General features: G+C 71.7%; 16 protein-coding genes. 5 read left to right on the top strand and 11 right to left on the bottom strand.

The window, feature by feature from the left end; genetic code table 11:
* Positions 1-40 precede the first annotated feature (40 nt).
* Genes AB0I82_RS31370 through AB0I82_RS31355 form a run of 4 tightly spaced genes read right to left on the bottom strand, consistent with a single transcriptional unit; the run spans position 41 to position 4,931 of the window.
* A complete protein-coding gene (locus AB0I82_RS31370; RefSeq protein ID WP_363260816.1) occupies positions 41-784 on the bottom strand; it encodes an enoyl-CoA hydratase/isomerase family protein in 744 nt (247 codons plus the stop codon).
* Between the two features lies 1 nt (position 785).
* Entirely contained in the window at positions 786-1,964 is a 1,179-nt protein-coding gene (locus tag AB0I82_RS31365) for an acyl-CoA dehydrogenase (protein ID WP_363260815.1), read from the bottom strand.
* Positions 1,965-1,998: 34 nt separating this feature from the next.
* A complete protein-coding gene (locus AB0I82_RS31360; RefSeq protein ID WP_363260814.1) occupies positions 1,999-4,083 on the bottom strand; it encodes an acetate--CoA ligase family protein in 2,085 nt (694 codons plus the stop codon).
* The gene (locus tag AB0I82_RS31355) at positions 4,080-4,931 is read right to left on the bottom strand and encodes an SDR family oxidoreductase (protein WP_363260813.1); all 852 of its coding nucleotides are present in this window, start codon (positions 4,929-4,931) and stop codon (positions 4,080-4,082) included. Before AB0I82_RS31355 ends, AB0I82_RS31360 begins: the two co-directional genes overlap by 4 nt.
* A 186-nt stretch (positions 4,932-5,117) precedes the next feature.
* Between AB0I82_RS31355 and AB0I82_RS31350 the strand changes: the two genes are divergently transcribed.
* Entirely contained in the window at positions 5,118-5,735 is a 618-nt protein-coding gene (locus AB0I82_RS31350; protein ID WP_363260812.1) for a TetR/AcrR family transcriptional regulator, read from the top strand.
* Positions 5,736-5,912: 177 nt separating this feature from the next.
* Here the strand turns inward: AB0I82_RS31350 and AB0I82_RS31345 are convergent, their stop codons facing one another.
* The 7 genes from AB0I82_RS31345 to AB0I82_RS31315 form a co-directional block, all read right to left on the bottom strand.
* Complete coding sequence (locus AB0I82_RS31345) at positions 5,913-7,064, bottom strand: glycerate kinase (RefSeq protein WP_363260811.1); 1,152 nt, start codon at positions 7,062-7,064, stop codon at positions 5,913-5,915.
* Positions 7,065-7,139: 75 nt separating this feature from the next.
* Positions 7,140-8,558 carry an SLC13 family permease gene (locus AB0I82_RS31340; RefSeq protein WP_363260810.1) on the bottom strand — a complete coding sequence of 473 codons (1,419 nt, stop codon included), beginning with the start codon at positions 8,556-8,558 and terminating at the stop codon, positions 7,140-7,142.
* 77 nt (positions 8,559-8,635) lie between these two features.
* A complete protein-coding gene (locus AB0I82_RS31335) occupies positions 8,636-9,298 on the bottom strand; it encodes a response regulator transcription factor (RefSeq protein WP_363260809.1) in 663 nt (220 codons plus the stop codon).
* The gene (locus AB0I82_RS31330) at positions 9,295-10,794 is read right to left on the bottom strand and encodes a HAMP domain-containing sensor histidine kinase (protein ID WP_363260989.1); all 1,500 of its coding nucleotides are present in this window, start codon (positions 10,792-10,794) and stop codon (positions 9,295-9,297) included. The genes AB0I82_RS31335 and AB0I82_RS31330 overlap by 4 nt, the downstream gene beginning before the upstream one ends.
* Positions 10,757-11,056, bottom strand: a complete 300-nt coding sequence (locus AB0I82_RS31325) for a small secreted hydrophilic protein (protein WP_363260808.1) — start codon at positions 11,054-11,056, stop codon at positions 10,757-10,759. The genes AB0I82_RS31330 and AB0I82_RS31325 overlap by 38 nt, the downstream gene beginning before the upstream one ends.
* A gap of 189 nt (positions 11,057-11,245) precedes the next feature.
* Positions 11,246-12,775 (bottom strand): UDP-N-acetylglucosamine 1-carboxyvinyltransferase, encoded by a 1,530-nt coding sequence (locus tag AB0I82_RS31320; protein WP_363260807.1) that lies wholly within the window; start codon positions 12,773-12,775, stop codon positions 11,246-11,248.
* Between the two features lie 139 nt (positions 12,776-12,914).
* Complete coding sequence (locus tag AB0I82_RS31315; RefSeq protein WP_363260806.1) at positions 12,915-13,370, bottom strand: carboxymuconolactone decarboxylase family protein; 456 nt, start codon at positions 13,368-13,370, stop codon at positions 12,915-12,917.
* Between the two features lie 125 nt (positions 13,371-13,495).
* Here AB0I82_RS31315 and AB0I82_RS31310 point away from each other — a divergent pair, with 125 nt between their 5' ends.
* The 4 genes from AB0I82_RS31310 to AB0I82_RS31295 all read left to right on the top strand — a co-directional run bounded on the left by AB0I82_RS31310 (position 13,496) and on the right by AB0I82_RS31295 (position 18,030).
* Positions 13,496-14,089, top strand: a complete 594-nt coding sequence (locus AB0I82_RS31310; RefSeq protein ID WP_363260805.1) for a TetR/AcrR family transcriptional regulator — start codon at positions 13,496-13,498, stop codon at positions 14,087-14,089.
* Positions 14,089-14,679 carry a DUF4865 family protein gene (locus AB0I82_RS31305; RefSeq protein ID WP_363260804.1) on the top strand — a complete coding sequence of 197 codons (591 nt, stop codon included), beginning with the start codon at positions 14,089-14,091 and terminating at the stop codon, positions 14,677-14,679. Before AB0I82_RS31310 ends, AB0I82_RS31305 begins: the two co-directional genes overlap by 1 nt.
* 226 nt (positions 14,680-14,905) lie before the next feature.
* The gene (gene acnA / locus AB0I82_RS31300) at positions 14,906-17,623 is read left to right on the top strand and encodes an aconitate hydratase AcnA (RefSeq protein ID WP_363260803.1); all 2,718 of its coding nucleotides are present in this window, start codon (positions 14,906-14,908) and stop codon (positions 17,621-17,623) included.
* 194 nt (positions 17,624-17,817) lie between these two features.
* A complete protein-coding gene (locus tag AB0I82_RS31295; protein WP_363260802.1) occupies positions 17,818-18,030 on the top strand; it encodes a hypothetical protein in 213 nt (70 codons plus the stop codon).
* Positions 18,031-18,065: the final 35 nt, after the last annotated feature.

The following is an 18,065-nucleotide window of genomic DNA, read 5'->3' as shown; positions in this document are numbered from 1 at the left end:
CGGGCCGCGGGTCCCTCTCCGCGGCCCGCCCCCGGGGCTTTCATCTCTCGTTGGTGCGGTTCAGCGCCGCGTACGCGAGCTGTTCCAGCAGCAGGCCCGTCTCGCGGGGCGCCTCGGCGGCGGCGCCGATCACCTGCTTGGTGAGCGCGACCGCCAGCGGCGGCTGCCCGGCCAGCTCGGCGGCCAGTTCACGCGCTCTCTTCATGTGCGCGCCGCGCGGGACGACTTCGGTGACCAGTCCCCACGCGTACGCCTCGTCCGCGGCCATCCGCCGGCCGCGCAGCACCAGGTCACGGGTGCGGGCCGGGCCGATCGCCCGTACCAGCCGGGTCACCCCGCCGGAGCTGGGCAGGATGCCGATCCCGACCTCCGGCAGCGCGAACCCGGCGCTCTCGTCGGCGACCCGGAAGTCCGCCGCGAGCGCCAGCTCGAAGCCGCCGCCGACGCAGTGGCCCGCGACCGCGGCGACGGTCGGCTGCGGCAGCGCGGCCAGCGCCTCGTACACCGCGCCCGAGGAGCGGTAGTACGCGGCGATCGCCTCGGGCGTCATCTCCCGCAGCTCGCCGGTGTCGGCCCCGGCCGAGAACACCCGCGCCCCGCCCGTGACCACCACGGCCCGGCTGTCACGCACTGCGGGGGAGCGCAGCGCTTCGAGGAGCCGCGTTTCCAGGTACGTGGAGAGGGCGTTGAGCTTGGCCTCGCGCCGGAGCGTGAGTACGGCGACGTCCCCGTCCCGTACCGTCTCCACCTCGCCGGCCGGCGCGGTACGGGCCTCGGCGGGCACCTCAGTCCTCCGTCGCCGGTGCGAAGGACAGCAGCCCGCCGAGCCCGCGCTTGGTGATCTCGTTCGCGATCACCAGCCGCTGGATCTCCGAGGTGCCCTCCCAGATGCGGTCCACGCGCAGCTCGCGCCAGAGCCGCTCGACGGGCTGGTCCCGCATGTAGCCGCGGCCGCCGAAGATCTGCTGGCAGCGGTCGACCACCCGGCCCGACGCCTCGGACGCGGCGAGCTTCACCGTCGCGGCCCGCGCGTGCAGCAGCTTGCGGTCGCCGCCCTCGGTGAACTCCCAGGCCACCTGGTGGGTGAAGGCCCGGTTGGTGGTGATGTCCACGACCGAGTCGGCCAGCATGCCCTGGATGAGCTGACGGTTGATCAGCGGCTCGCCGCCCTGGACGCGCTCCCTGGCCCAGTCGGTGGCGAGCCGCAGCGCCCGCTCGGCCGCGCCGATCGTGCGCGCGCCGATCATCAGCCGCTCCTCGGTGAACCAGTCGCGGGTCAGCTCGTACCCCTGCCCGACATCGCCGAGCACGGCGTCGGCGCCCACCCGTACGTCCTCGAAGAGGAACTCGGGGTGCTCGTAGACGAAGGTGTGGGTGTAGCGCGGGGTGCGCTTGACCGAGACGCCGGGGGTGTCCTTGTCGATGAGGAAGAGCGTGGGGGCGCCCGACGGTTCGACGTTGGCCAGCACGATCAGGAAGTCGGCCGCGTCGCCGACCGTCACGAACCACTTCTCGCCGTTGATCACGTATCCGTCGCCGTCCGGCGTGGCCGTCGTCCTGATACCGGACGGGTCCGAGCCCGCGTCCGCCTCGGTGATCGCCACCGCGTCCCGGCAGCGGCCCTGGATGCCGGGCAGCAGATAGCGTTCGCGCTGCTCGGGGGTGGCGGCGCGCAGGCAGTTGGCGGGGCGCCAGACCGTGTCCCAGAGCGCGCCGGTCAGCTTGCCCAGCTCGTCCTGGACGACGACCTGCTCCAGCACGGTCAGCCCGGCGCCGCCCCACTCGGCGGGCATGTTGATGGCCTGCAGACCGCTGGCCAGCACCTCGTCGCGAATGGCGGCCAGCGCCTCGGGAGGCAGCCCGTTGTTGGCCTCGCACTCCTCCTCGTACGGCATGATCTTCGCGGCGAGTCCGGCGGCACGTTCCTTCAGCTCGGCCAGGCGCGGGGTGTAAGCGAACTGCACGGTGTCTCCTAAGAAGTGGAAAAGAGAGCAGGGATCAGTCGGCGAGGACGATGCGGGCGTCCAGGCCGAGGCAGCCGTCCGGCGTCGCGAGCAGCGGATTGACCTCCAGCTCGGCGATCTCCGGGTGCTCGGCGGCGAGGGTGGCGATCGCGGCGACCGCCTCGGCGAGCGCGTCGAGGTCGACGGCGGGCCGGCCGCGCACGCCGTGCAGCAGCCGGGCGGCGCCCAGCCGCTGCAGCAGCTCCTTGGCCTGCGCCGGTACGAGCGGGGCCAGCGCGAAGGTCACATCGCGCAGCACCTCGGTGGTGATGCCGCCGAGCCCGACCATGGCGACCGGGCCGAACCGGGCGTCGCGCCGCACGCCGACGATGATCTCCACGCCCCGGCTCAGGTCCGCCATGGCCTCGACGCAGAAGCCGGGCGGGGCCAGCCGGTCCGCCATGTCCTGCGCCGCGGCCCGTACGGCCCCGGGGTCCGCGAGCCCGAGGGCGACGCCGCCCGCGTCGGACTTGTGCAGCAGACCGAGCGCCTTGACGACGTACGGGCCGCCGCCGATCTCCCGTGCGGCCTCGGCCGCATCGTCCGGCGTCGTGACCTGCCGCGCCGCGGGGAAGGCCACGCCCGCGGCGCGGACCAGCTCGCGCGCGGTCCAGTAGCCGTCGTCGGTGACCGGCCGGCTGTCGGGCGCGACCGGGCGGCCCGGCCGCTCACCCGGTCCCGGTCCCGTACGCCGGGCCAGCATCCCCAGACACTGCGCGGCGTCCTCGACGGCCGCGAAGACCGGCACACCCTGGCGGCGCAGCTCCTCGACGGCGGCGCCGTCGGGGCACATCGTGTGCACGGCGACCGGCTTTCCGTGGTCGCGGACCAGCTCGCCCATCTCCCGGGCGGTCGCCAGCTCCGCCCCGGCCAGCCGCTCGCCGTACTGGGCGTACCCGCCGAAGTACCCGGTCAGCAGCACCGCGTCAGTGTCCGGGGCGGCGAGCAGCAGCCGCAGGGTGCGCGCGAAGGACGCGATGTCCTGTTCCCCCGCGCCCGCGATGTCGACCGGATTGCCGACGCCCGCGGAGGGCGGCAGCGAGGCCCGCAGCGCGGCGGCCAGCTCCGGCCCGAACTCCGGTACGGACAGCCCCTGTGCCTCGGTCAGGTCGCAGGCGACGGCCGCGTGCCCGCCGCCGTCGGACAGTACGGCCACCCGGTCGACCCGCGCGTGCCCGAAGCGGTGCAGCGCGGTGAGCAGATCGGCCATCTGCCGGGGGCTGGTCACCCGGTCGATACCGGCCGCCCGGCAGGCCGCGTCGATGACACTGCTGTCGGTGGTCAGCGCGCCGGTGTGGGACTTGGCGCCGCGTACGGAGGCGGCGCTGCCGCCCACGGTGAGCAGCACGACCGGCTTGCCTGCCGCAACCGCGTCCGCGGCGGCGGCCACGAAGGCGCGCCCGTCCCCGAAGTCCTCGCAGTACAGCGCGATCAGCTCGGTACCGGGGTCTCCGGTGTACGAGCGGATCAGGTCGGCGGCGCCCAGGTCGGCCTGGTTGCCGAGCGAGGCGAAGCGGGAGAAGCCGAGGCCCCGGTCGGTGAGGAAGCGGCTCAGTTCGAGTGCCACGTTGCCGCTCTGCGAGATCAGCCCGACGGTCCCGGCGGGCAGCGGGTTGGAGGCCAGGTAGAGGCCGGTGGTGCTGTCCAGTACGCCGAGGCAGTTGGGGCCGAGCAGTACGGCACCGGCCGCGCGCACCCGTTCCGCGAGGGCGGCCTCCCGGGCCCGCCCCTCCGCGCCCAGCTCGCCGAAGCCCGCTGTGATCCCGACGATCGCCCTGGCCCCGGCCGCGAGCGCGTCCTCCACGGCCTGCTCGAAACCGGCGGCCGGCACGGCGATGACGACGAGGTCGACCGGCTCGGGGAGTTCGGCCAGGGTCCGGTACGTCGGCTCGCCGAGCACCGGTTCGCCGCGTCGGCTGACCAGGTACACCGCGCGCCGCCCCTGCATCCGCAGCGCCTGGACGGAGAGCCAGTTGCCGTACTTGGCCTGGTCGTTGCTGGCGCCGACGACGGCGACGGCGCGGGGTGCGAACAGGGCGGTCAGATCGCGCGCCTGCGCTTCAGTGGTGAGCACCGTCATGGGTTGGCCTCCTCGGAGCGCGGCGGGGACTGTGCGGGGACGGGGTGCCCGGTGCCCCAGGCGTCGGCGCCGCCGTCGACGACGACGGTGGTGCCGGTGATGTACGCGCCTCCGGGCGAGGCGAGGAAGGAGATCAGCCCTGAGACGTCCTCGGCGCGGCCGAGCCGGCCCAGCGGCACGGCCTGCGCCCAGCGCGCCCGGTCCGCCGCGCTGTAGGTCTCTTCGAGCCCGCCGGTGGCGATGGTGCCGGGCGCGACGCACACGCTGCGGATGCCGTACCGGCTCCACTCCAGGCTCAGCCCGGCCGCCAGGTTCTCCACGGCGGCGCGGGCCGCGGTGGCGTGGACCATGCCGGGGATGCCGCGGCGCGGCGAGAACGCGAGGAAGAAGACGGCCCCCGACCGCTGCGGGATCATCGCCTTCCGCGCGACTTCGCGGGTGACGTTCCAGGCGGCGTCCACGGCGAGCCGGTGCACGGCCCGCCAGCCGTTCGCGCTGATGTCCTCGGCGGGCGCGGTGAACTGCCCGCCCGCATTGTTGACCAGTACGTCGATCCGTCCGTAGGCGTCCAGCGCCCGGTCGACGACCGCCGTGACCTGCTCCTCGTCGCGGATGTCGGCGACCGCGTCCAGGCAGTTGCCGCCCGCCTGCTCGATCTCTTTGCGGACCGCGGCCAGCGGCTCGGCCCGTCGCCCGCAGACCACCACATCCGCCCCGCCCGCGGCGAGGTCCAGCGCGGTGGCCCGGCCGATGCCGGTACCGCCGCCGGTGATCAGTGCGACCTTGCCTTCGTGCACGCCGGGCCGCAGGACGGACGCGGCGGCGTACGGGGGTGATGCGCTCCCCACAGGGGCCTCCTCGTTGAGAGGAACTCGTCTGACTGATGCGTCAGTCAGCCTCATCACAAGGGAGGTCGTCAAGAGGTACGCAGCGGTAATTGCACGGGAGTTGCCGGGTGCGGCCGAGGGCGGGGTTTGTCTTTGACTGACGCGTCAGTAAGCTTTGGCCAACTGTTGCCGTACCCGGAGGACGGGATGACCGCTGCGCCACGTACCGATGACGACCGCCGGCAGGCGATACTCGAAGCCACCTGGCAGCTCATCGCCGAGCGCGGCATCCACTCCGTACGGATCGCCGACATCGCCCGCGTCTGCGGCACCAGCACCGGCACCGTGCACTACTACTTCCCCGGCAAGAGCGATGTGCTGGCCGAGGCGCTCAAGTACTGCGTGGAGCAGGCGTTCGTCCGGCAGAGCGAGGAGCTGCGCGCCATCGACAACGCGCACGAACGGCTGCTGAAACTCATCGACATGCAGCTGCCGCGGCTCGGCAGGGTGCGCGACGAGTGGTCGATCTGGCTGCAGTACTGGGCCGAGGCGGTCGTGCGCCCCGAATTCCGCGCCGCGCACAACGAGTTCTACGCCCGCTGGCAGGACACCGTGATCCGCATCGTGCTGCGCGGCCAGCGCCAGGGCGTCTTCCGCTCCGACCTCGACCTGGAGGGCGTCGCCCTCCGGCTGACCGCCCTCACCGACGGCGCCGCCATTCAGGTCCTCACCGGCGCCCCGCGCATGACGGTCTCCGTCATGCGGGAGCTGCTGGTCGACTTCGTACGCCGGGAGCTGGTGGCAGAGATCCCGGCCGTACGGTAGAGTTGATCTTGAGCACGCCGCCGGGAAACCGGCGCGGAGCCACGCGTTGGTGGTCCAAGCAAGACGCCCCGCTTCCTGCGGGGAGATGCAGGTGCAACCCCTGCCCAGCGCTCGCGACGAACCCCGGTCTTCCTCAGGGAGACCGGGGTTCTTTTTGTGCGAGTCACGTCGTATGCGTCACGCGGCCAGCCGGGTGCCGAGCAGCACCATGCGGAGGGCCCGCTCCGTTGCGTCCGTGAGGAACTCCGCGCCCCTGCCGAGTGCTTCGTGCAACGACACGGGCGCCGGCAGGATCGAGCTGTACGCGTCCACACCCACGGCTTCGACCTGGCGTGCGCCCTCGCCGATGGTGCCGGCGAGCACGAGGACGGGGCGCCCGTACCGTTTGGCGCGCCGGGCCACTTCGGCCGGTACCTTGCCGCGCGGCGTCTGGTGGTCGAGCGCGCCCTCGGCGGTGACCACCAGATCGGCGCGGGCCAGCCGGGCGTCCAGGTCGAGATGGTCCAGGAGCACGTCGAAGCGGGGGAGCAGCCGGGCGCCGAGGGCCGCGAGTCCCGCGCCCAGGCCGCCGGAGGCGCCGGTGCCGGGGCCGAGCCGGAGGTCGGTGCCGGTGGGCAGATCGCGCTCCAAGACGTAAGCCCAGCGCTCCAGGGCGGTCGAGAGCTCCTCCACCTGGCGCGGGGTCGCGCCCTTCTGGGGGCCGAAGACCCGGGCCACGCCGCGCTCGCCGCACAGGACGTTGTACGGGTTGCAGGCGACGAGCAGTTCGACGTCCTTGAGGCGGGGGTCCAGCTGCGTCGCGTCGATGCGGTCCAGGCGGCCCAGCTCGCGGCCGCCGGGCGGCAGTTCGTATCCCTTCGCGGTGAGCAGCCGGGCGCCGAGGGCCTGGAGCGCGCCGGCGCCGCCGTCGGACGTCCCCGAGTCGCCGCAGCCGATCAGGATGCGGCGGACGCCCGTGTCGAGGGCGGCGCGGAGCAGCTCGCCCACGCCGTACGTGGTGGTGGCACCCGGGTCGCGCCGGGTGTGCGGCACCAGGGAGAGCCCGGCGACGGCGGCCATCTCGACGACGGCCGTACCGGAGTCGAGCAGCGCGAAGTGGGTGCCGACGGGCTCGCCGACCGGGCCCGTGGCGGGCAGCGCGACCAGGCGTCCGCCGGCCGCGGTGGCCAGTGCGGCGGCCGTGCCCTCACCGCCGTCCACCAGCGGAATCAGATCGACCTCGGCCCCGGGGACCACCCGGCGCACCCCGGCGGCGATGGCCTCGGCCGCGGCCCGGGCGGAGAGCGACTCCTTGAAACCGCTGGGGGCGACGGCGAATCGGGTCAGCATGTGGGTTCCTTAGGGTTGAAGTGGGCGCCCGGCGCCCGGCTCGTCGGCGCATGGCTCGTCGGCTCGTGGATCGGTTCACGGATCGAGAAGCGGTACGCCCAGCAGCGGCCACACCGCGAGCGCGAACAGCAGGACCAGCGCGGCGGTCAGCGGAGCCAGTACGGCGGACAGCCGCAGCAGGTCGCGCGGCGCGTACGTGGGCGTCCCGGGTATCTCGGCGAACAGCGCGACCGGCTTCGCGGAGGCGGGCAGGGTGTGGCAGAACCCGGCCGCCGCGGTCGACGCGAGGGCCGCCGCGACCGGGTTGACCCCGGCACCGACGGCGGCCGCCACGACGAGCGGCACCAGTACCGAGGAGCGCGCCGAGCGGGACTGCAGGACCAGATGGGCGGCCGTACTGAGGACGATCACGACGGCCAGGAAGAGGGCCGGCGGTACGGTGACGGGCAGCCCGGAGACCAGCCAGCGGGCCGCCCCGGAGTCGGCGAGCGCGACGCCCATCGCCATCGTCGCGGCCATGAACAGCAGCAGCGCCCAGGGCACCGTCTTCAGCGCGTCCTTCAGGCGTACCGTGCCGAGCGCCGGGGACGCCGCGACGACCGCGCCGATCAGCGCCACCACCGCGGGCGGCACCCGGTGCAGCGGCTCGCTGCACCACAGTGCGACCACCGTCCCGAGCAGCAGCGCACAGCGCGTCTCCTCGGTACTGAGCGGACCCGTGACGGGCTGCTCGCTGTGCTCCTGGATCTGCTCGGCCGTAATCCGTACGGGACCGCGGCGGTCGGCCCGCCGGGTCGTCGTCAACAGCACGGCCTCCGCCGCCAGATGGGACGAGGCGACGGCGAGCGGCAGGCCGAGCAGCAGCCACCGGGTGAAGTCGATGCGCTCGCCGGTCGCCTCCCACAGCACCGACACGGTGATCAGGTGCGCACCGGCGCCGATCAGGGTGGCCACCGCGGACAGCAGAATGACGGTCGGAAAGAGCAGCGCGAGCATCACGACCAGTCGCTTCCGGTCGGCGAGTACCTTGGCGAGCGCCAGGAACACCGGCAGCGCGAGCGCCGCGCGGCCCGAGGTGGCCGGCACCGCGAAGGCCGTGACCACCAGGGCCGCGGTCGTCAGATGCGTCAACTGCCGTACGGAGCGCGCCCCGCTGACCAGGAACGCCGCGGCCCGCCCCGCGAGCCCCGTCCGGGCAACCGCGGCGGCGAGCACGAATGCGCAGATCAGCAGCCACACGGTGGAGTCCCCGAGGGTGCCGAAGAGCGTCTCGCTGCTGATCACCCCCGTGACCGTGAGGGCGAGCCCCGCGCCCAGGGCGATGTACGTGTCGTCGATCGGCGTGCCGATCCACGCGCAGGTCGCCAGCGCGAAGACGGCGAGGGTCAGCCGGGCGTCACCGCCGAGCCCGGGGAAGTTCCCGGGCACGACGAGCAGGGCACAGAGACTCAGGACCACGCACAGCGTCGCGGCTTGGCGGAGATTCAGGCTCACCCCCTCAGCGTCGGGCGACGCCGTGAGTCATCGATGAGCCGTACATGAAGGGAACTTCACGCGGCCGGAAGGGACCTTCAGGCGGACAGCCGGTACCCCATCCCGCGTACCGTCTCCACCCGCTCGGCGCCCAGCTTCTTGCGCAGCGCCCGGACGTACACGTCCACGATGTTGGAGCCGGGGTCGAAGTCGTACCCCCAGACGTGGGAGAGGATCTGCTCGCGCGAGAGGACCTGCCCGGGGTGGCGCAGGAACAGCTCCAGCAGGACGAATTCCCGGGCGGTCAGGTCCACCAGGCGCTCGCCGGAACGCGCCCTGCGGGTCCGCAGGTCCAGCGACAGCCCGCCGCTGCGCAGCACCGTCACCTCGGGCGCCCGCGCCGCCGTGCGCAGCCGCAGCCGCACCCGCGCGAGCAGCTCCTCGAAGCGGAACGGCTTGGTCATCCAGTCGTCCGCGCCGCCCTCCAGGCCCGCCACCGTGTCGCGTACGGAGTCGCGCGCGGTGAGCACGATGACCGGCAGGGTGATCCGCTCCTCGCGCACCTGCCGCAGCACGGTGAAGCCGTCCCGGCCCGGCAGCCCGATGTCGAGCACCATCAGGTCGAAGCCGCCGGTCAGCGCGTAGTCGAACGCGCCGTCCCCGTCGCCGACGACCGTCGTGGTGAAGCCGTTGGCGCGCAGGCCCTTCTCGATGAACGAGGCGATCCGCTCTTCGTCCTCGACGATGAGAATCCGCTTCACCCGTCCTCCTGGTTCTCTTCCATTTCCAGTACGAAAGTGGCGCCGCCGCCCTCGGTGTCGTGCAGCCGGACCCGGCCCCGGTGGCCCTCGGCGATGGCACGGACGATCGACAGGCCGAGTCCGGCCCCGGTGGTGCGCGTTCCGCGGCGGGCCGTGCCGCGCCGGAACCGCTCGAAGATCACCTGGGCGTCCTGCGGCTGTACGCCGGGTCCGGAGTCGGCGACGTACAGCTCGATGCGGCGGCCGGTGGCGCGCGAGCCGATGCGGATCGTCTGTCCGTGCGTGGTGTGCTGCACGGCGTTCTGCGCGAGCTGCACCATGGCCTGGGTGATGCGCTGCGGGTCCACCTGGATCTCGCGGTCGGCGACCTCGCCCAGCTCCCACCGGCGCTCGCCCAGCGTGCGGGCCTTGACGAAGACATCGGCGGTGAGCTCGGCGAGCTGCACCGGCTCCGGGGTGACGAAGTCGGGCCGCTCGGCCTTGGCGAGCAGCAGCAGGTCCTCGACGATGCGGCTCATCCGGTCCAGCTCGTCGGTGACCAGGCGTACGGTCTCCTCGCGCTCGGCCGGATCGTCGCCCATCAGCTCCAGGTGGCCGCGCACGATCGTGATGGGGGTGCGCAGTTCGTGGCCCGCGTCGTCGACGAAGTCGCGCTGCGCGGCGAAGGCGCGCTCCAGGCGGTCCAGCATGCCGTTGAACGTGTCGGCCAGGGCGGCGATGTCGTCCCGCCCCTGCACGGGGATTCGCTGGGTCAGGTCCTGCTCGGTGAGCTGCGCGGCGGCGGTCCGCACGACACGTACGGGCTTGAGTATCCGGCCCGCGACGGCCCAGCCGATGCCCGTCGTCATCAGCAGGGCCACCCCCGAGATGGCGAGCAGGATACGGAACACCTCGTCCGCCTTGTCCCGTTCGCGCTCCGGATGGAAGGCGACGACAAAGGCGGCCTCGGGACCGGCCTCGCGCGCACCGCCACCGTGCGGATCGTCGCCGTGCCGGGCGACATCCACCTTGGCCCAGCGGATCTCGCCCGCCGGACGCCGCAGGGTGCCGGTCGACTCGTGCGAGGCGAAGATCGCCCGGCGCGCCGCGGCATCCTCGCGCAGGGGACGCTCGGTGGGGATCTCCCGCGGCTGTACGAGCTTCGCGGGGTCGCGGCCCTTCCGCCGTACCAGCCCGATCAGTTCCTCGTCCGCATCGGCGTACTGCCGCTCCAGGAAGACCCGGAGCAGCCGGTCGGGCTCGGTGAATCTGCGGCCGGTCTCCGGGTCGAAGCCCTGTTCCTCGAAGTTGGCGAACTCACTGGCCTCCTGCGCGAGCAGCCGCGTGATCCGGTGATCCACGTCGCGCAGCAGGATCGAGCGGGTGGTGGCGGCCACGGCGGTGAGCGCCACGGCCATCACCACCAGGAGCCAGAGCAGGATGCGGACCCGGGCGGATATGCGCCGGCGCGGCGCCGGATCAGCCGTCGTCACGGTCTCCGGCGCCGCGGTCGTCATCGTCGTCGGAGGAGTCGCCGGGGCCGTCATCGGAGGCATCGTCGCTCACCGGAGGCCGCGAGACCACCTCGTCACTGGGCTCGTCGCTGGGCGTCGGCCCGGGCCGGGTCGGGCCGGCCGACGGGGAACCGCTGTCCAGCTCGACCTTCGGGGGCGCCTTGGGGGTTTCCGGGCTGTCGGTGAGGACGTAGCTGGTCGCGGCGATACCCAGCGGTATCGCCACGACCGCGGCGAGCACCGCCATGCGTTGCGAGAAGGCCATGGCCCCGAGCCTGACGGCGGTACCCCGCCGTCACGATGAGCCGGAGATGAAGAAGTCTTCATCCACGCCGCCTTCATCCACGCCGCCTTCAGCTGCCGTCGGCGCCCGCGTTCTCGCCGCGCTTCACCGGCTTCGTACGGTTCGGCGGGATGCAGGACGGGGCCCACCACGATCCCGGCGCTTGAGTCCTCAGATGTCCCGGAAGATCTCGATCTGGGCGCCCAGGGAGTTGAGGCGCTCGGCGAGGTCCTCGTAACCGCGGTTGATGACGTAGACGTTGCGGAGCACGGACGTGCCCTCGGCGGCCATCATCGCCAGGAGGACGACGACGGCGGGGCGCAGGGCCGGCGGGCACATCATTTCCGCCGAGCGCCAGCGGGTCGGGCCGTCGACCAGGACGCGGTGCGGGTCGAGCAGCTTGACCTGCGCGCCGAGGCGGTTGAGGTCCGTCAGGTAGATCGCGCGGTTGTCGTAGACCCAGTCGTGGATCAGGGTCTGGCCCTGGGCGCTGGCCGCGATGGCCGCGAAGAACGGCACGTTGTCGATGTTCAGGCCGGGGAACGGCATCGGGTGGATCTTGTCGAGCGGGGCGCTCAGCTTGGAGGGGCGGACCGTGAGGTCGAGCAGCCGGGTACGGCCGTTGTCGGCGGTGTACTCCGCGCTGCGGGTGTGGTCGAGGCCCATCTCCTCCAGGACCGCGAGCTCGATCTCCAGGAATTCGACGGGTACCCGGCGGATCGTCAGCTCCGACTCGGTGACGACCGCGGCGGCCAGCAGGCTCATCGCCTCGACCGGGTCCTCCGACGGCGCGTAGTCCACGTCCCGCTCGATGTGCGCGACGCCGTGCACGGTGAGGGTGGTGGTGCCGATGCCCTCGACCCGTACGCCCAGCTGCTCCAGGAAGAAGCAGAGGTCCTGGACCATGTAGTTGGAGGAGGCGTTGCGGATGACCGTGACGCCGTCGTGCCGGGCGGCGGCGAGCAGCGCGTTCTCCGTCACGGTGTCGCCGCGCTCGGTCAGTACGATCGCGCGCTTGGGCGCCACGGCCCGGTCGACGTGCGCGTGGTACGTGCCCTCGGTGGCGGTGACCTCCAGGCCGAAGTGGCGCAGGGCGGTCATGTGCGGGGTGACCGTGCGGGTGCCGAGGTCGCAGCCGCCCGCGTAAGGGATCTTGAAGTGGTCCATGCGGTGCAGCAGCGGGCCGAGGAACATGATGACGCTGCGGGTGCGGCGGGCCGCCTCGGTGTCCATGGCGTCGAGGTCCAGCTCGGCGGGCGGGACGACCTCCAGGTCGTTCCCGTCGTTGATCCAGCGCGTACGGACGCCGATCGAGCCCAGCACTTCGAGGATGCGGTAGACCTCCTCGATGCGGGCGACGCGGCGCAGGGTGGTGCGGCCGGCGTTCAGCAGCGTCGCGCAGAGCAGAGCCACGCAGGCGTTCTTGCTCGTCTTGACGTCGATGCTGCCGGAGAGACGGCGGCCGCCGACGACGCGGAGGTGCATGGGTCCCGCGTACCCCAGCGAGACGATTTCACTGTCCAGCGCCTCGCCGATCCGGGCGATCATCTCAAGGCTGATGTTCTGATTACCGCGTTCGATGCGGTTGACCGCGCTCTGGCTCGTGCCGAGCGCCTCCGCCAGCTGCGTCTGTGTCCAGCCCCGGTGTTGCCGGGCGTCACGGATGAGCTTGCCGATACGTACGAGGTAGTCGTCTGCCATGAGGAAAACGGTATCTCAGATATGAGATGGATGTTCAATCGTCTCCGTGTCCGCCGACCGCTTTGCGACGGTCGGCGGACACGAATCGTACGGATGGCGTACGGGCTGCGGCCGCCCGCGACGGAAGGAGGCGGCCTCGTTACCAGGTCGGCCCCGCCACCTGCCGGGTCGTCACATTGATCCGGTTGAAGAGGTTGGTGATCCCGATCATGAGGGTGATCGACGCCAGCTGCTTCTCGTCGAAGTGCTCGGCGGCCGCGTCCCAGACCGCGTCCGGCACCGGGTCCGAGGAGTCGGCGAGCCGGGTCACGGACTCGGTGAGGGCGAGCGCGGCGCGCTCGGCGTCCGTGAACCACGGCGCCTCGCGCCAGCCCGCCACCGTGAAGAGCCGCTCATCGGTCTCGCCCGCCTTCTTGGCGTTGACCATGCCCCCGTAGACGCAGAAGCTGCAGCCGTTGATCTGGCTCGCCCGCAGATGCACCAGCTCCAGCGTCGCCTCGGGCACGCCGCCGGACTTCGCCGCCTTGAGCAGTTGCTGCACGGCCGGTACGGCCTCGGGGATGATCGTCGCGGGGTTCTTCATCCGTGCCTGCATGATCCTTCTCCTTGCCACTGTGTCATCAGCTCGTTCGTGCTTCACCTCCATGACGGAACGGGGGCGCGGGAATGTGACACGACTACGGGAACAGTCCTGTACCTACTGGTATGTATCCTGCTCGCATGGCCCCAACGAGCGCATCGTCGAACACAGCTGACCGCCTCATCGAAAGCACCCGCGAGCTCCTGTGGGAGCGCGGCTACGTCGGCACGAGCCCCAAGGCGATCCTGCAGCGCGCCAACGCGGGCCAGGGCAGCATGTACCACCACTTCACCGGCAAGCCCGACCTCGCGCTGGCCGCCATCCGGCGCACCGCCGAGGAAATGCGGGCCGAGGTGGCGCGGCTGCTCGCCGGCCCCGGCACGGCGCCCGACCGGATCGGCGCCTACCTGCGCCGCGAACGCGACGTCCTCAAGGGCTGCCCGGTCGGACGGCTCACCCAGGACCCGGACGTGATGGCCGACCCGGTGCTGCGCGCCCCCGTCGACGAGACGTTCGACTGGCTGCGGGGCGAGATCGCGGCGGTGCTGGCGGCGGGTCAGGAGCGCGGCGAGCTGGCCGCGGAGCTGGACCCGGCCACCACGGCCGCGACCGTCGTCGCGGTCGTCCAGGGCGGCTACGTCCTCGCCCGCGCCGCCGGTACGCCGGACGCCTTCGACCAGGCGGTCACGGGCGTACTCACCCTGCTGACCGCACACGCCCCCCGGAGCCGCTGATGTACGCAGCGCAGTACGAGATCACCCTGCCCGCCGATTACGACATGGGCATCATCCGCAAGCGGGTGGCCGACTACGGGCACCTGCTCGACGACCGCGCCGGGCTGGGCCTGAAGGCGTACCTGGTCCGTGAGCGCGGCACCGACGGCTCGCCGGTCAACCAGTACGCGCCCTTTTACCTCTGGCAGGACACCGGCGCGATGAGCCACTTCCTCCTCGGCGGGGGCGGCTTCCAGGGCATCATCCGCGACTTCGGCCGCCCGGCCGTGCGGCACTGGACCGGCGTGACCACCCTGCCGGGCCCCGCCCGCGACACGCCCCCGAGCGCCGCCTCCCGCCGCCTGACGCCCCTCCCGCCCGACCCCGACCCGGACGGCACGGGCCTCGGCCTCTCCCGCCTCATCGAGCGCGAGACCGAAGCCCTGCGGGACCTGGCCCGCCGCCCCGACGTCCACACGGCAGCCCTCGCCGTCGACCCGCACCACTGGCACCTACTGCGCTTCACCCTCTGGACGGACACGGTCCCCACCGACGAGAACACCACCGAACGCTACGAAGTCCTCCATCTGTCGGCCCCGTCCGCCGGGTAATCCCTCCGGATGAAGCGCCCCACAGCGGGCATGCGGGCAGGGCGGAGCATGACCGGGCGGCGGCTATGTACTAGAGTTATCTCGACATCGAGATATCTGCCGAGAGACGTACCGCTGCCGCGCTAGTAAGGCTCCCCTAACTAAGTCTTACCTTAGCTGATCGGCTGGGGCCGGTGACGGCAGGATCGTGGTGGTACGCGCGAATTCATGCATGAAGGAGACTGTCGTGTCGGCGAACAGCTTCGACGCCCGCAGCACCCTGCAGGTGGGCGACGAGTCGTACGAGATCTTCCGGCTGGACAAGGTGGAGGGCGCAGCGCGCCTCCCGTACAGCCTGAAGGTCCTGCTGGAGAACCTGCTCCGCACCGAGGACGGCGCGAACATCACCGCCGACCACATCCGGGCGCTGGGCAACTGGGACTCGCAGGCCCAGCCCAACCAGGAGATCCAGTTCACGCCGGCCCGCGTGATCATGCAGGACTTCACGGGCGTGCCCTGCGTCGTGGACCTCGCCACCATGCGTGAGGCCGTCAAGGAGCTCGGCGGCGACCCGGCGAAGATCAACCCGCTGGCCCCGGCCGAGCTGGTCATCGACCACTCCGTCATCGCCGACAAGTTCGGCACCAACGACGCGTTCGCGCAGAACGTCGAGCTGGAGTACGGCCGCAACAAGGAGCGCTACCAGTTCCTGCGCTGGGGCCAGACCGCCTTCGACGAGTTCAAGGTCGTCCCGCCCGGCACCGGCATCGTCCACCAGGTGAACATCGAGCACCTGGCCCGTACGGTCATGGTCCGTAACGGCCAGGCGTACCCCGACACCCTGGTCGGCACCGACTCGCACACCACGATGGTCAACGGCCTGGGCGTCCTGGGCTGGGGCGTCGGCGGCATCGAGGCCGAGGCCGCGATGCTCGGCCAGCCGGTCTCCATGCTGATCCCGCGCGTGGTCGGCTTCAAGCTGACCGGCGAGCTCACCCCCGGCACCACCGCCACGGACCTGGTGCTCACCATCACCGAGATGCTGCGCAAGCACGGCGTCGTCGGCAAGTTCGTCGAGTTCTACGGTGAGGGCGTCGCCGCCACCTCCCTCGCGAACCGCGCCACCATCGGCAACATGTCGCCGGAGTTCGGCTCCACCGCCGCGATCTTCCCGATCGACGACGAGACCCTGAACTACCTCAAGCTGACCGGCCGCAGCGAGCAGCAGGTCGCGCTGGTCGAGGCGTACGCCAAGGAGCAGGGCCTCTGGCTGGACCCGGCCGCCGAGCCGGACTTCTCCGAGAAGCTGGAGCTGGACCTCTCCACGGTCGTCCCGTCGATCGCCGGCCCGAAGCGCCCGCAGGACCGCATCGTCCTCGCCGAGGCCGCGCAGCAGTTCGCGCAGGACGTGCGCAACTACGTCGGCGACGAGGACGAGGAGTCGGGCAAGGAGTCCTTCCCGGCCTCCGACGCCCCGGCCCGTGGCCACAACGGCGCGCCGAGCAAGCCGACCCAGGTCGTCGCCGCCGACGGCTCGGTCTTCGAGATCGACCACGGCGCCGTCACCGTCGCCGCGATCACCTCCTGCACCAACACCTCGAACCCCTACGTCATGGTCGCCGCGGCGCTCGTGGCCAAGAAGGCGGTCGAGAAGGGCCTGACCCGCAAGCCGTGGGTCAAGACCACCCTGGCCCCGGGCTCGAAGGTCGTCACCGACTACTTCGACAAGGCCGGCCTGACCCCGTACCTGGACAAGCTGGGCTTCAACCTGGTCGGTTACGGCTGCACCACCTGCATCGGCAACTCCGGTCCGCTGGACGAGGAGATCTCGAAGGCGATCAACGACGCCGACCTCGCCGTCACCTCGGTGCTCTCCGGCAACCGCAACTTCGAGGGCCGGATCAACCCCGATGTCAAGATGAACTACCTGGCGTCCCCGCCGCTGGTCGTCGCGTACGCCATCGCCGGCTCCATGAAGGTGAACATCACCGAGGAGGCCATCGGCAACGACACCGAGGGCAACCCGGTGTTCCTCAAGGACATCTGGCCCACCGAGGCCGAGGTCAACGACGTCGTGGCCAACGCCATCGGCGAGGACATGTTCAACAAGTCCTACCAGGACGTCTTCGCGGGTGACGCCCAGTGGCAGGCGCTGCCGATCCCGACCGGCAACACCTTCGAGTGGGACAGCGAGTCCACCTACGTCCGCAAGCCCCCGTACTTCGAGGGCATGACGATGGAGACCACCCCGGTCGAGGACATCGCGGGCGCCCGCGTACTGGCCAAGCTGGGCGACTCGGTCACCACCGACCACATCTCCCCGGCCGGTGCGATCAAGGCCGACACCCCGGCCGGCAAGTACCTCACCGAGCACGGCGTCGAGCGTCGCGACTTCAACTCCTACGGCTCCCGCCGTGGTAACCACGAGGTCATGATCCGCGGCACGTTCGCCAACATCCGCCTGCGCAACCAGATCGCGCCGGGCACCGAGGGCGGCTTCACCCGCGACTTCACCCAGGCCGACGGCCCGGTGTCGTTCATCTACGACGCCTCGCAGAACTACCAGGCCGCCGGCATCCCGCTGGTCATCCTGGCCGGCAAGGAGTACGGCTCCGGCTCGTCCCGCGACTGGGCCGCCAAGGGCACCGCGCTCCTCGGCGTCAAGGCCGTCATCGCCGAGTCCTACGAGCGCATCCACCGCTCGAACCTGATCGGCATGGGCGTCCTGCCCCTGCAGTTCCCCGAGGGCGCCACCGCGCAGTCCCTGGGCCTGACCGGCGAGGAGACCTTCTCCATCACCGGCATCACCGCCCTGAACGACGGCGGCATCCCGGAGACCGTGAAGGTCAAGGCCGGCGACGTCGAGTTCGACGCCAAGGTCCGCATCGACACCCCCGGCGAGGCCGACTACTACCGCAACGGCGGCATCATGCAGTACGTGCTGCGCAGCCTGATCCGGAAGTAAGCAGCCGGAAGCAAGCAGCCCGCTCCGCGAGTGAGCGGAGCCCGGCAGCGGCAGGAAGGGCCGCACCCCGACGCACCGGGGTGCGGCCCTTCCGCATAGACCGGTGGAGTGGACTCACGCGGAGCGTGGTGGTGAGGGCGGCGGGGCGCGGTACGTCTTGCGTCGTCCTTATTTCCTGCTGACAGGAGAATCACATGCGCAGGTTCATCGGCCGGTCCGTCGCGGCGGCAGTGCTCGCGACGGCGGTCGTCCTCCCGGTCTCGGGCGTGGCCCAGGCCGCCCCGAAGGCGCCGTCGGTCGCGACGGCCGACTGCAAGTGCAAGAAGAAGGACCGCTGGGACGACCACCACGGCTGGTGGGGCCACCACCACGGCCTGCTCAGCAGCCTGCTCCACGGCCTCCTCTGAGCCGTCCGGAAGCCGCACAGGGCCGCACCACCCGT

This window comes from Streptomyces sp. NPDC050315, assembly GCF_040655775.1.
In the GTDB taxonomy this organism is placed as follows: Bacteria; Actinomycetota; Actinomycetes; order Streptomycetales; family Streptomycetaceae; genus Streptomyces.
This window is presented reverse-complemented; position numbering and strand designations above follow the sequence as displayed.